The sequence below is a fragment of the Stenotrophomonas sp. HMSC10F06 genome (assembly GCF_001807865.1).
Classification (GTDB): domain Bacteria; phylum Pseudomonadota; class Gammaproteobacteria; order Xanthomonadales; family Xanthomonadaceae; genus Stenotrophomonas; species Stenotrophomonas bentonitica_A.
The window spans coordinates 47773-61645 of the sequence record NZ_KV791261.1; the positions used below are offsets into that span (position 1 = coordinate 47773).

A 13873-nucleotide genomic window follows, 5' to 3' on the forward strand; every position below is an offset into this window, starting at 1 on the left:
CGGACCAACGGCGGGATCAGGGCAGACCGGCCAGCCAGTCGTCGTCGGAGCCTTCATTGATATCGGCAAACAGCGGGGTGGAGAAGTAGCGCTCGCCGGTGTCGGGCAGCATCGCCAGGATCACCGACCCCGGCGCGGCCTTGGCCGCGATGTCCAGCGCGCTGGCAACGGTGGCGCCGGCCGAAATGCCCACGAAAATGCCTTCCTCGGCCGCCAGCCGGCGCGAGGTCTCGATCGCCCGTGCATCGTTGATGGTCAGCAGTTCGTCGTAGACGCCACGGTTGAGCACCTCCGGCACGAAGTCCGGGGTCCAGCCCTGGATCTTGTGCGGCTTCCACTCATCGCCCTTGAGCAGGGCGGCGCCTTCGGGCTCTGTGGCGACGATGCGGGTTTCCGGGCGGGCGACCTTGAGCACCTCGCCGACCCCGGTCAGGGTGCCACCGGTGCCCCAGCCGGTCACGAAGTAGTCCAGCCGCTTGCCGGCGAAATCGCGCAGGATTTCCGGGGCGGTCGTGTTGCGGTGATAGGCCGGGTTGGCCGGGTTGGCGAACTGGCTGGCCAGGAACCAGCCATGTTCCTCGGCCAGTTCCTTCGCCCGGCGCACCATGCCCGAGCCGCGCTCGGCGGCCGGGGTCAGGATCACCTTGGCGCCATAGGCGCGCATCAGCTTGCGGCGCTCGATGGAGAAGGTCTCCACCATGGTGGCCACGAACTTGTAGCCACGCGCGGCGGCCACCATGGCCAGGGCCACGCCGGTGTTGCCCGAGGTCGCCTCCACGATGGTGTCGCCCGGCTTGAGCAGGCCCTTGGCCTCGGCGTCGAGAATGATCGCCAGCGCCAGCCGGTCCTTGACCGAGCCGCCGGGGTTGAACGACTCGACCTTGGCATACAGGGTGACGTGCTCGGGGGCGAGACGGTGCAGGCGCACCACCGGGGTGTTGCCGATGGTGTCCAGGATGGAGTCGTACAGGGCCATGGGGATGCTCCGGAAAAGTCGTTGCCGCCCGGGAGGCCGAGCGGCAGGGGAGGCTCGGGCCGGTGGTGGCGCAGGGCGCCCGCTTGCGGCCGGGCCGGGGTCGGTCAGACCGTACCGCCGGCATATGACCGCGCGAAATGACCTGATTACCTTCTTAAACAACGTTTGGTTATAAGCTGGTGACGGCATTTGCCCTACAGTCGGATGGCCCCCTCTCCATGCGCCGTATCGCCCGCCCATGACGCTGACCCAACTTCGCTATCTGGTCGCCATCGCCGACGCCGAGCTGAACATCACGCTGGCGGCGTCCCGCGTGCACGCCACCCAGCCCGGCCTGTCCAAGCAGCTCAAGCAGCTGGAGGATGAACTGGGCTTTCTGCTGTTCGTACGCAAGGGCCGCAGCCTGGAAGCGGTGACCCCGGCCGGGGTGGAAGTGATCGGCCGCGCCCGCGCCGTCCTCGGCGAAGCGAACAATATCCGGACCTATGCGGCCAACCAGCGCCGCGAGAGCCAGGGCCAGCTGGTGCTCACCACCACCCATACCCAGGCGCGCTTCGTGCTGCCGCCGGCGGTGGCGCGGATCAAGCAGGCCTACCCGCAGGTCAGCGTGCACCTGCAGCAGGCCGCCGAAAGCGATGCGCTGGACCTGCTCAGCCAGGGCGATGCGGACATCGCCATCATCAGCACCGCCGGTGGTGAGCCCACTGCCGGTCTGGCCATTCCGCTGTACCGCTGGCGCCGGCTGGTGCTGGTGCCACGTGGGCACGCGCTGGACCGCCCAGGTGCCGCGCCGGATCTGCAGGCGCTCGCCAGCCATCCACTGATCAGCTACGAATCCTCCACCCGCGGGAGCTCCTCGCTCCAGCGCGCCTTCGCCAGCGCCGGGCTGACCCCGGATATCGCGCTGACTGCGCTCGATGCGGACCTGATCAAGACCTATGTGCGTACCGGGCTGGGCGTGGGCCTGCTCGCGGAAATGGCGGTCAACGCCAGCGATGAAGACCTGCGCGCCTGGCCGGCCCCGGCCCCGATCGACGAGTGCATCGCCTGGGCAGTGCTGCCGCGCGACCGCGTACTGCGCGACTACGCGCTGGAACTGGTGCACGTGCTGGCCCCGCAGATTGACACCCGCGACCTGCGCCGGGTGATCGACGGCAACCAGGAGGCCAACTGGCCGCTGCCGCCCACCTGGGAATCGCTGACGCAGACCATCACCGTCTGACGACGGTGATGGTCTGCCCGCGCATTCCCCCTCTACCCCGCGCCGTTGGCGCGCCCCCTTCAACAGAAGGGGGCTTTTCTCCAGAGGGTTGAGGGGTTCGGTGGGGTGCTTCGAGAAGGCCACTGCGACGGTTGGTCGCAGGGTTTCGGGCTGCCCGGCGCACGGTCGGGCGCTACCATGACGGGGTGAACGTCCGCCGTCGCCCGTATGCCGTCTTTCTGCAGCTTGCCTTCGTGGCGACGCTGCTGATGGCGCTGGCGCCGCTGCTCAGCCGCTGGCAGCAGGCGCATGCCGGGGCGCCGGTGATGCTGATGCCGACCGGCATGACCCACGCGCTGCCTGCGCCGCCGGATGCGCACGCGGGGCACGGCATGCAGCACGACATCGCGCAGCGCGACGTGCACCACCACGACATGCAGCAGCACGACATGGCGCGCCATGACATGGCGATGCAGCCCATGCCGACGCACGCCCTGCCAAGCGCCCACGACACCCCCGCATCGTCGCCACCGATGAGCGAGCATGCCGGGCATGGCGACGCCTGCGAGTACTGCATGATGGCCTCGCGGCTGATGCCGTGGCTGGCGGTGCTGATCCTGCTGTTGCCGGCGATGCCGGTGATCGCACCGCGCGTGCTGCGCGCAGTCCCCACGCCTCGCAGCCTGCGCTGGCCGGCCCACGCCGCGCGCGGCCCGCCCGCACTCTCCTGAAACCACCGCCCTTCCTGCCCGTGTCGCCGTGATGGCGGCGCGTGCCTGCGTGTTTTTCTGGAGTTCCACCATGACGGTTTCTTCCCGCAGCGCGGGCGCACTGACGCGCCTGTCTGTTTCTCTCTCGCTGGCCCTGGTCGCGCTGCCGCTGCATGCGGCCAATGACGATGCCCGCACCCTCGATACGCTGGTGGTCACCGCCACCGCACCGTCCTCACCGCTGCACTGGGTCACCGATCCGCGCCTGCCGCGGCAGCCGGTGCCGGCCAGCGATGGCGCCGATTACCTGAAGACGGTTCCCGGCTTCGCCGCGGTCCGCAACGGCGGCACCAACGGCGATCCGGTGCTGCGCGGCATGTTCGGCTCGCGCCTGAACATCGTCAGTAACGAGGGCAACCTGATCGGCGCGTGTCCCTCGCGGATGGACAACCCGCTGTCCTACATCGCCCCGGAAACCTTCGACCGGCTGACCATCATCAAGGGGCCGCAGAGCGTGCGCTGGGGCGCCGGTGCCTCGGCCGGGACAGTGCGCTTCGAACGCGACACGCCACGTTTCGATCAACCGGGCATGGACATCAACGCCAGTGCGCTGGTCGGCTCGCGCAACCGCAACGACCAGGTGCTCGATCTCACCGCCGGCGCATCGCCGGGCTATGTGCGCGTCAACGGCAACCGCTCCGAATCGGATGACTACAAGGACGGCAACGGCGATGTGGTGCCCTCCAGGTGGCGCAAGTGGAACAGCGATGTCGCGGTCGGCTGGACGCCCGACGCCGATACCGTGCTGGAGCTGTCGGCCGGCACCGGCGATGCGATCGCGCGCTACGCCGGCCGCGGCATGGACGGCGCCGCGTTCAAGCGCACCAGCTACGCCGCCCGCTTCGAGAAGGACAACCTGCCCGGTGCGTGGGACAAGCTGCAGGCCAACCTGTACTACAACGACGCCGACCACGTGATGGACAACTACACGCTGCGCACGCCGAACCCGGCCAGCAGCATGCCGATGCCGATGGCCTCCAACGTTGATCGCCGCACCACCGGTGGCCGTATCGCTTCGGAATGGCGCTGGCAGGACATCGCCATCGTGGCCGGCGTGGATGCGCAGGACAGCCGTCATCGCAGCCGCAACGCGATGGGTCGCAACGTGTACCGCCAGCAGCCGTGGCGTACCGACGCACGCTTGGAGAACCTCGGGGCGTTCACCGAGATCACCCTGGGCGAGGGCACCGCGCAACGCTGGGTTGGTGGCCTGCGCATCGACCGCGCCGAAGTGAAGGACGAGCGCGCCACCGCCGGCATGATGGCGATGCCCAATGCGACCGCCGGGCAGACCCGTCGCGAGAACCTGGGCAGCGGCTTCGTCCGGTTCGAGCGCGACATCGCGCCCGCGTTGACCTGGTACGCCGGGATCGGCCATAGCGAGCGCATGCCCGACTACTGGGAACTGTTCTCGCCGGATCTCGGCCCGGTGGGCGCGATCAATGCCTTCACCGGTGTGCAGCCGGAGAAGACCAACCAGCTCGATCTGGGCCTGCAGTACCGCACCGATCGCCTCAACGCCTGGGTCTCGGCGTATGCCGGGCGCCTCCAGGACTACATCCTGTTCACCTACCGCGACGGCGGCATGATGGGCAGCACCAGCCAGGCCACCAACGTCGACGCGCGCATCGCCGGTGCCGAGGCGGGTGCGGAATGGCAGCTGGCCCGGCAGTGGAAGCTCGGCGGCACACTGGCCTACGCCTGGGGCGAGAACCGCAGCGACGGCGGCGCGCTGCCGCAGATGCCGCCGCTGGAAGCCCGGTTCAGCACGGCCTGGGAAGGCGAGCGCTGGAGCGTGGGGGCCTTGGCGCGTGCCGTGTCCCGCCAGGGGCGGGTGGCAGCCGGGCAGGGCAACGTGGTCGCCCGCGATCTGAGTCCCAGCGCCGGCTTCGCCACCCTGGCCTTGAACGCCAGCTACCGGGTCAACGCGGCGCTGCTGGTCAGTGCCGGCGTGGACAACCTGTTCGACCGCACCTACAGCGAGCACCTGAACCTGGCCGGCAGCGCCGATTTCGGCTTCCCGGCCGACCCGGTGCGCATCAACGAGCCCGGCCGCACCGCCTGGCTGAAAGTGAACTATCGTTACTGAGCCTCACGGCCGGGCGGGGGCCAAGCCTCCCGCCCGGCCTCTGCCGCTGCCGGGCGCGACCACCCGGCGCCGCCCGCGCATTTCGACATGCGTCGATACATGGCGATACATCCGGTGCAGGCCCCAGCACGAAAAGGCTTTCGCCTGTCACCAGCGGATGTGAAGAGGCCGGTAAACGCTTGGCACATATGCCCCGGCTCGACCCCTCTATACACTCGGCGGTCGAGAAACAACCGGGAATGGATTACATGTTGGGACGCATCGCAGCGCGCTTCGCCGCTGGCATCACCCTGGTCGCGTTGGCTGGGTGTGGCAGCAAAGACGAGGCCGCTCGCCGGCAGGCAGACGCCGTACCGGTCACCACCCAGGTGGTGCAGACCTCGGCATGGAGCGACACCCTGCAGGCACTGGGCACGGCCAAGGCGCGCGAATCGGTCACGGTCACCGCCAAGGTCAGCGAAATCATCGAGACGGTGCACTTCGAAAGCGGGCAGCAGGTCAGTGCCGGTACGCCGCTGGTGACCCTGCGCGGGCAGGCCCAGGAAGCCGCGCTGCTGCAGGCCCAGGCCACCTTCCTGGAAGCGGACCAGCTGTACAAGCGCCAGCGCGAACTCGCCGCCCAGCAGCTGGTGGCCAGCTCCACCCTGGATACGCAGCGCGCCATCCGCGATGCCGCCGATGCACGCGTGCGTGAGATGCAGTCGGATATCGGTGATCGCCGCGTGCGCGCGCCGTTCGCCGGCGTGCTCGGCATCCGCCAGGTCAGCGCCGGTTCGCTGGTCACGCCCAGCACCGCGATCACCACGCTGGACGACATCGAGCGCATGCACGTGGACTTCCAGGTGCCCGAAGCCGAGCTGGCCTCGCTGAGCACCGGCGACAAGGTCAACGCGACCAGCGTGGCCTACCCGGGCCGCAACTTTGAAGGCCAGGTCGCCACCATCGATACCCGCGTGGATCCGGGCACGCGTGCGGTGACCGTGCGCGCCGATTTCATCAACGCCGACCACGCCCTGCGCCCGGGCATGCTGCTGGATGTGCGCATGTTCCGCCCCGAGCGCCAGGCGCTGGTGATTCCTGAAATCGCCGTGGTGCAGGTCGGGCGCGATTCGTATGTGTTCCGGGTCAAACCGGACCAGGTGGTGGAGCGCGTGGACATCACCGCCGGCGCGCGCCGCAGCGGCGTGGTCGAAATCCGCGATGGCCTCGCCGCCGGTGACCGCATCGTCGTGGACGGCACCGGCAAGCTGCGCCCGGGCCTGAAGATCCAGGCCGAAGAGGCTGCACCGGCCACGCCGGCCGCCGCTGCCACGGCTGAACCGGACACCGCCGGATGAAGCTTTCCGATATTTCCATCCAGCGGCCGGTCTTCGCCGTGGTGATGAGCCTGCTGCTGGTGGTGCTGGGCTTCATGTCGTTCACCCGCCTGACCCTGCGCGAACTGCCGGCGATCGATCCGCCGATCGTCTCGGTATCGGTCGATTACACGGGTGCCTCGGCGGCGGTCATCGAAAGCCGCATCACCCAGGTGCTGGAAGATGCCCTGGCCGGCATCGAAGGCATCGATACCATCAACGCGCGCAGCTCCAACGGGCGCTCGCAGGTCAGCATCGAATTCACCTCCAACCGCGATATCGAAGCGGCCGCCAACGACGTGCGCGATGCGGTCAGCCGTGTCGCCGACCGCATGCCCGAAGAGGCCCGGCCGCCGGAAATCGCCAAGGTCGAGAGCGACGCCGATCCCATCATCTGGCTCAACATGAGCTCGACCTCGATGGATACGCTGGAGCTGAGCGATTACGCCGACCGCTACATCGTCGATCGCTTCTCCAGCCTGGATGGCGTGGCCCAGGTGCGCATCGGTGGCCGCCAGCGCTATGCGATGCGGATCTGGCTGGACCGCGACCAGCTCGCCGCGCGTGGCTTGACCGTGGGCGATGTGGAAACCGCGCTGCGCAACGAGAACGTCGAGCTGCCCGCCGGCCGCATCGAATCCACCGACCGCGATTTCACCCTGCGCGTGGAGCGCAACTACGTCAAACCCGAAGACTTCGCCGGCATCCCGCTCGGCAAGGGCGCCGACGGCTACGTGGTGCGCATGGGCGATGTGGCCAAGATCGAACTGGCCTCCTCCGAGCGCCGCGCCTACTACCGAAGCAACGGCGAGCCGAATATCGGCCTGGGCATCGTCAAGACCTCCACCGCCAACGCGCTGGATGTCGCCCGCGAAGCGCGCGCCGAAGCCGACCGGATCAGCAGCACGCTGCCGGAAGGTACGCGCATCTTCGTCGCCTTCGACAACACCACCTTCATCGAGGCGGCTGTCGATCGCGTCTACGCCACGCTGGTCGAAGCGATGCTGCTGGTGCTGGCGGTGATCTGGCTGTTCCTGGGCAGTTTCCGTGCCGCCTTGATTCCCGCGGTCACGGTGCCGGTCTGTCTGATCGCCGCCTTCATCGCCCTGTATGCCTTCGGTTTCTCGATCAATCTGCTGACCCTGCTCGCGCTGGTGCTGTGTATCGGCCTCGTGGTGGATGACGCCATCGTGGTCGTGGAAAACGTCCAGCGCCGCATCGATCTGGGCGAGCCGCCGCTGGTCGCCTCCAAACGCGGTACCACCCAGGTGGCGTTCGCGGTGATCGCCACCACCGCCGTGCTGGTCGCGGTGTTCCTGCCGGTCGGCTTCCTGGAAGGCAACACCGGCCGCCTGTTCCGCGAGCTGGCCGTCGCGCTGGCCGCGGCGGTGGCGTTGTCCGCGTTCGTCTCGCTGACGCTCACCCCGATGATGGCCTCCAAGCTGCTCAAGCCGCACACCGGCCAGGCGCCGAAGGGCCTGCACGGTGTCATCAACCGCAACCTGGATCGCCTGTCGGGCGCGTACGGCCGCTTCCTGGAAGCGCACGTGACCCGCACCTGGGTCTACATCGTGGTGATGATCCTCTCGTTGCTGGCCAGCGCGCTGCTGCTCAAGGTGCTGCCCTCCGAACTGGCCCCGGCCGAAGACCGCGGCTCGTTCCAGATCATGATCGACGGCCCGGAAGGCGCCGGCTTCGACTACACCGTCGGCCAGGTCCAGCAGGTCGAGAAGATCGTCTCCGGTTTCGTCGGCGAGGACGAGCCGATCGTGCGTGCCAACCCGCGCGTGCCCGGTGGCTGGGGCTCCAGCGAAGAAATGCATACCGGCCGCATCAGCGTGTTCCTGCAGCCGTGGCGCCAGCGCGATGTCTCCACCCCGGACGTGGCCGCCGAACTGCAGACCCACCTCAATGATCTGCGGGGCGTGCGCGTGCGCACCCAGGTCGGTGGCGGCCTGGTCCGCAGCCAGGGGCAGCCGTTCCAGATCGTGCTCGGTGGCCCGGAATACGCAGAAATCGCGCAGTGGCGTGACCGCATGCTGCTGCGCATGGCCGACAACCCCGGCCTGGTCGGCACGGATTCGGACTACAAGGAAACGCGCCCGCAGATGCGCGTGAACATCGACCGCCAGCGTGCGGCCGATCTGGGTGTGTCGGTCACCGCGATCGGCAGCGCGCTGGAAACCATGATGGGCTCGCGCCGCGTCACCACCTTCGTCGACAACGGCGAGGAGTACGACGTGCTGGTCCAGGCCGGTCGCGAAGGCCGGGCCTCGCCGTCGGATCTGGCTGCGATCCGCGTGCGCGCCAGTGGCGGCGAACTGGTGCCACTGTCCAACCTGGTCACGCTCAGCGAAGTGGCCGAGGCCGGCAGCCTCAACCGCTTCAACCGGCTGCGCTCGATCACCATCAATGCCGGCCTGGCCCCGGGTTATCCGCTGGGTGAAGCCATTGCCTGGGCCCAGCAGGTGGCCAGTGAAGAGCTGCCGCAGCACGCGCAGATCAGCTGGAAGGGTGAATCGCGCGAGTACCAGAACGCCGGCAGCGCCGTCCTGCTGACCTTTGCGATGGCCCTGCTGGTGGTGTTCCTGGTGCTGGCCGCGCAGTTCGAGAGCTTCATCCATCCGCTGGTGATCATGCTGACCGTGCCGCTGGGCGTGCTCGGCGCGCTGCTGGGGCTGTATGTCAGCGGCGGCACGATCAACCTGTTCAGCCAGATCGGCATCGTGATGCTGGTCGGCCTGGCGGCCAAGAACGGCATCCTGATCGTGGAGTTCGCCAACCAGCTGCGCGATGAAGGCCGCAACGTCCACCAGGCCATCGTCGAATCGGCCATGGTCCGCCTGCGTCCGATCCTGATGACCTCCATCGCCACCGTGGTCGGTGCGATCCCGCTGGTGGTGGCCGGTGGCCCGGGCTCGGCCAGCCGCGGCACGATCGGCGTGGTGGTGATCTTCGGCGTGACCGTGTCCACGTTCCTGTCGCTGTTCGTGGTGCCGGCGTTCTATTCGCTGCTGGCCCCGTACACGCGTTCGCCGGAAGCCGTGGCGCGCGAACTGGCCCGCCAGGAAGCGGAAACACCCTCCGTGGGCGGCCATGCCTGACCGGAATGGGCGGCATTGCCGCCCATTCATCGAAATTGCCACTACGCAGCCCGGCGCGGATCGTGGAGAATCGACCGGGTCCCAGCCGACGGGGACGTTCCTTTTGTTTCCGCCGACTGGAGAGAGCGCGTGGAAGAAGTAGTCAGTTTCATCAACGGGATCATCTGGAGCAAAGCCCTGATCTTCCTGTGTCTTGCCGCAGGCCTGTACTTCAGTGCCCGTACCCGTTTCATGCAGATCCGCGGGTTCGTGGAGATGTGCCGGCTCACCGTGCAGGGTGAGAAATCCGAGGCGGGCGTGTCCTCGTTCCAGGCGCTGGCCATGTCCATGGCCGGGCGCATGGGCATCGGCAACATCGCCGGTGTGGCCACCGCGATCGCCTTCGGTGGCCCCGGTGCGATCTTCTGGATGTGGGTGATGGGCTTCCTCGGTGCGTCCACCTCGTATGTGGAATGCACCCTGGCGCAGATCTACAAGACCAAGGATGCCGAAGGCCGCTACCGCGGTGGCCCGGCGTACTACATTGAAAAGGCCATGGGCCTGAAGTGGTACGCCTTGGCCTTCGCCGTGGCCACCATCATCGCCGCCGGCTTCCTGATGCCGGGCGTGCAGGCCAATGCCATCGCCGACAGCATCATCAATGCCTGCCGCGGCGGTGCGCTGTGCGGGCCACTGGATGGTCAGTTCATGGGCCTGGAATCGGTGCAGGCGCTCAAGCTGGGCATCGGCATCGTGGTCTCGTTGCTGCTGGCCGTGGTGATCTTCGGCGGCGTCAAGCGCATCGCCAACTTCGCCGAGGTGGTCGTTCCGTTCATGGCCGCCGCCTTCATCCTGATGGCCATCGTCATCATGATCATCAACTACGACCGCGTGCCGGACATGTTCCACACGGTGTTCAGCAGCGCCTTCGGTGCGCATGCCGCGTTCGGCGCGATGATGGGCCTGGCGGTGGAGTGGGGCGTCAAGCGCGGTATCTACGCCAACGAGGCCGGCCAGGGTACCGGCCCGCATGCGGCGGCCGCCTCGGAGGTTTCGCACCCGGCCAAGCAGGGTTACGTGCAGGCCTTCGCGATCTACTTCGACACCATGATGGTGTGCACCGCCACCGCGTTCCTGATCCTGGCCGCGGGCACCTACAACGTGTATTCCCCGGTCCCGGGCGGCGCGCCCGTGTTCGCCGGCCTGGCCGGTGTCGCTGAAGGCGCGGGTTACGCCCAGGCGGCGGTGGAAACCGTCATCCCGGGCTTCGGCGCGGCCTTTGTGGCGATCGCGATCTTCTTCTTCGCCTTCACCACGATCATGGCCTATTACTACATGGCCGAGACCAACCTGACCTACGTCAACAACAACGCCAAGCGCCCGCTGACCGTCCTGCTGCTGCGCCTGGGCATCATCGGCATGGTGATCTTCGGTGCCTTCCACAATGCCGGCATGGCCTGGGCGCTGGGCGACATCGGCGTCGGCCTGATGGCGTGGTTGAACATCATCGCGATCCTGATCGTGCAGAAGCCGGCGATGCTGGCCCTGCGCGACTACGAACGTCAAAAGAAGCTCGGCCTGGATCCGACCTTCAACCCCGATGCACTTGGCATCAAGAACGCCGATTTCTGGCGTCAACGCAAGCTGGAGCTGTCCCGTAGTGAATGATCCCTGGAAGAATGCGCGCCGTCCGTCCTCGCGGCCGCCGCGCGCCACGCCGTTGCCGCCGCGCGAAGGTGGCACGCCGCCGCCGCCCGGCCGCGGCAACGACGAGCTGCGCCTGTACGGCTGGAATGCCGTGCAGGCACTGTTCGAGCATCGCCCGCAGGCGCTGCGCAAGCTGTACCTGACCGAGTCGCTGATCCCGCGCATGCAGCCGGTGCTGAAATGGTGCGTGGCCAACCGCGTCGGTTACCGTGTGGTGGAAGACGGCGATCTGAACAAGCTCGCCGCGACCACCCACCACGAGGGCCTGGTGGCTGACGTGCTGCGTGCGCCGATGCTGGAGCTGGACGAATGGCTGGCCACGTTGCCGGCCGGCGCGCCGGTGCTGGCGCTGTGGCTGGATGGCGTAGGCAACCCGCACAACTTCGGCGCGATCCTGCGCTCGGCGGCGCATTTCGGTGTGGCCGGGCTGCTGCTGCCGCCGGGGTCCACTCTGGCATTGTCCGGCGCGGCCGCGCGCGTGGCCGAAGGCGGCGCCGAGTCGGTGCCGCTGGTGCGTCTGCCGGAACTGCCCGAGGCGATGGCGCAGCTGCGCGCGGCCGGCATCGGCCTGGCGGCAACGCTGGTGGAGGGAGGCAAGGACCTGTTCGCCACGGAACTGCCGCAACGCCTGGTCTATGTGATGGGTGCCGAGGGCGAGGGCATGGACCGCGATCTGGCCGACGACTGCGATCTGCAGGTGTCCATTCCCGGGTCCGGTGCCGTGGAAAGCCTCAACGTCGCTTCGGCGACGGCGGTGTTGTTGGCGCACTGGTACGGCAGCCGCTCGCGCTGATCGGAAGGTGTGCGTTTGTCGGGAACGGCGCGTTGCGCCGGACCCGCGGTGTGATCGGTTTCACCGAACGCGTCGTGACTACATCCGATTCGGATTTTCCGCATAGCGCTCGACGTGAGAACTGAGCACAGTGCGGGGTGGACGTTGTGCTGCGTAGATGAGGAGAGACATCCACGCAGTGCGACGGTCCGTTTCTCCGGACCGTGAAAGTAGTACGGCGCTCACCGCGTGGGGTGTGACGAATCCCGGTAGCCCGGTCGCATTGCGACCGGGTTTTTTTTTGTACCGACCCACGGTCGGTACCTGCCGCCTGCGTGTCGGGATTACTCGTTCGGCGGCGTGGTCGGCTTGGCTTCGCTGCCGAAACTGCCGTCGGCCTCGGCGGCCAGATACGCGAACACCGTGTAGGCGGCGACGTTCTGCGCCAGCGCCGCCGGGTCGATCTTGTCCAGCGTGTCGTCGGCGGTGTGGTGCAGGTGGAAGTAGTCGCTGCCGTCCTGCGCCAGCCATGCCCACGCGCCGCCCTTGGCCGCCAGCGGACCTACGTCCGGGCCCGGGCCGCCCTTGTCGGCGGCGTACTCGATGCCCAGCGGCTTGAGCACCTCGGCGATCTGGCGGGTGGCCTCGCGCGAATTGGCCGGGTTCGGCGAGCCGGTGTTGAAGGCATAGATGCGGCCGGCACCGAAATCGCTTTCGGCGGCCAGCTGGTGCCGCACCACGTCCTTGGCATGTGCCTCGGCGTAGGCCTTGCCGCCGTACAGGCCCTGCTCCTCGTTGGCGAACGCGACCACGCGGATGGTGCGCTTGGGCGCCTGCTTGAGCTGGCCGATCAGATGGCCAGCGGCCATGGTGATGCCCACGCCGGCCCCATCATCCACCGCGCCGGTGCCCAGGTCCCAGGAGTCGAGGTGACCGCCGATCACCACCACTTCCTTGGGCAGGCTGCGCCCGGTGATCTCGCCGATCACGTTGTGCGACGTGGCCGTACCATCCCAACCGCAATCCAGGCTCAGCTTCAGCGTGGTGCTGCCGAGCGCGACCAGGCGCGCCAGCTGGTTGGCATCGGGCACCGACAGCGCGGCGGCCGGCACCGGGGTCAGGCCGTCATCGAAGCGGGTGATGCCGGTGTGCGGCACGCGGTGCGAATCGGTGCCTGCCGAGCGCATCACGAAGCCGATCGCACCCTTGCGGATCGCCTCGGACGGGCCCTTGCTGCGCACGGCGCCACCGTTGCCGTAGTCGCGGCCATCGCGGTAGGCGGTCATCTGGTAATCGACGAAGGCGATCTTGCCCTTCAGCGACCCCTCGGGCGCGGCCTGCAGCGCGGCCAGATCGGCGAAGCGCACCACTTCCGCCTCCACCGTGCCACCGGGGCTGCCGCCGAGCGCGGTGACCGTCAGCGGCTGGGCATGCTTGCCGATCACTTCGGCGTGCTCACTGCGGCGCTCCCACTTGGGGAAGGTGACCGGCTCGGTCCAGACCTTGTCGAAGCCCAGCGACTTGAACTTGGCCACCGCCCAGGCCACGGCGCGTGCGTCGGCTTCACTGCCGGCGATGCGCGGGCCGATCTCGGTGGTGAGCGATTCGACCACCTTCCAGCCGGTGTCGTCCTTGAGGGCCTGCTCGCGCAGCTCGGCGGCGGTGGCCAGCGACGTCGGCGGCAGCGTGGTGATACCGGTCGCCGCGAACGCGGGCGCGGCCAGCAGGGCGAGGGAAGATGCGATGGCAAGGACGCGGCGACGCATGGGACGAACTCCGGGAAACGGGGCGGAAGCGTCCGAGCTTACCAGTCTGTCCGGCGCGTACATGGGCGGGAGGTCATGCTCTGGCGAATGCTGTTTTCCAAACGCGAAAACCCCGCCGGAGCGGGGTTTTCAGGCCGGCACTACCGGGGGGGGG

At 68.1% G+C, this 13873-nt stretch carries 9 protein-coding genes; 7 read left to right on the plus strand and 2 right to left on the minus strand.

Translation table 11 applies throughout. The features are described from left to right. Positions 1-16 precede the first annotated feature (16 nt). Positions 17-976, minus strand: a complete 960-nt coding sequence (cysK, locus tag HMPREF3113_RS05085; RefSeq protein WP_070471202.1) for a cysteine synthase A — start codon at positions 974-976, stop codon at positions 17-19. Positions 977-1214: 238 nt separating this feature from the next. Between cysK and HMPREF3113_RS05090 the strand changes: the two genes are divergently transcribed. From HMPREF3113_RS05090 to HMPREF3113_RS05120, 7 genes are all read left to right on the plus strand, one after another. Then, the gene (locus tag HMPREF3113_RS05090; RefSeq protein ID WP_019183912.1) at positions 1215-2198 is read left to right on the plus strand and encodes a LysR family transcriptional regulator; all 984 of its coding nucleotides are present in this window, start codon (positions 1215-1217) and stop codon (positions 2196-2198) included. Between the two features lie 248 nt (positions 2199-2446). Continuing rightward, complete coding sequence (locus HMPREF3113_RS05095; RefSeq protein WP_237393585.1) at positions 2447-2908, plus strand: hypothetical protein; 462 nt, start codon at positions 2447-2449, stop codon at positions 2906-2908. Between the two features lie 70 nt (positions 2909-2978). After that, positions 2979-5036 (plus strand): TonB-dependent copper receptor, encoded by a 2058-nt coding sequence (locus HMPREF3113_RS05100; protein WP_070471399.1) that lies wholly within the window; start codon positions 2979-2981, stop codon positions 5034-5036. A 248-nt stretch (positions 5037-5284) separates the two neighbouring features. Further along, complete coding sequence (locus tag HMPREF3113_RS05105; protein ID WP_070471401.1) at positions 5285-6373, plus strand: efflux RND transporter periplasmic adaptor subunit; 1089 nt, start codon at positions 5285-5287, stop codon at positions 6371-6373. Next, positions 6370-9495: an efflux RND transporter permease subunit gene (locus tag HMPREF3113_RS05110; RefSeq protein WP_019183917.1), complete on the plus strand. Its 3126-nt coding sequence runs from the start codon at positions 6370-6372 to the stop codon at positions 9493-9495. Before HMPREF3113_RS05105 ends, HMPREF3113_RS05110 begins: the two co-directional genes overlap by 4 nt. A gap of 129 nt (positions 9496-9624) precedes the next feature. Then, on the plus strand, positions 9625-11142 hold the full coding sequence (locus HMPREF3113_RS05115) for an alanine/glycine:cation symporter family protein (protein WP_070471204.1): 1518 nt from the start codon (positions 9625-9627) through the stop codon (positions 11140-11142). Positions 11143-11194: 52 nt separating this feature from the next. After that, positions 11195-11974: a TrmH family RNA methyltransferase gene (locus tag HMPREF3113_RS05120; protein WP_254665244.1), complete on the plus strand. Its 780-nt coding sequence runs from the start codon at positions 11195-11197 to the stop codon at positions 11972-11974. 323 nt (positions 11975-12297) lie between these two features. On the opposite strand, the gene HMPREF3113_RS05125 is transcribed toward HMPREF3113_RS05120, so the two are convergent. Then, positions 12298-13719: a M28 family peptidase gene (locus HMPREF3113_RS05125; protein ID WP_070471208.1), complete on the minus strand. Its 1422-nt coding sequence runs from the start codon at positions 13717-13719 to the stop codon at positions 12298-12300. Between the last annotated feature and the right edge of the window lie 154 nt (positions 13720-13873).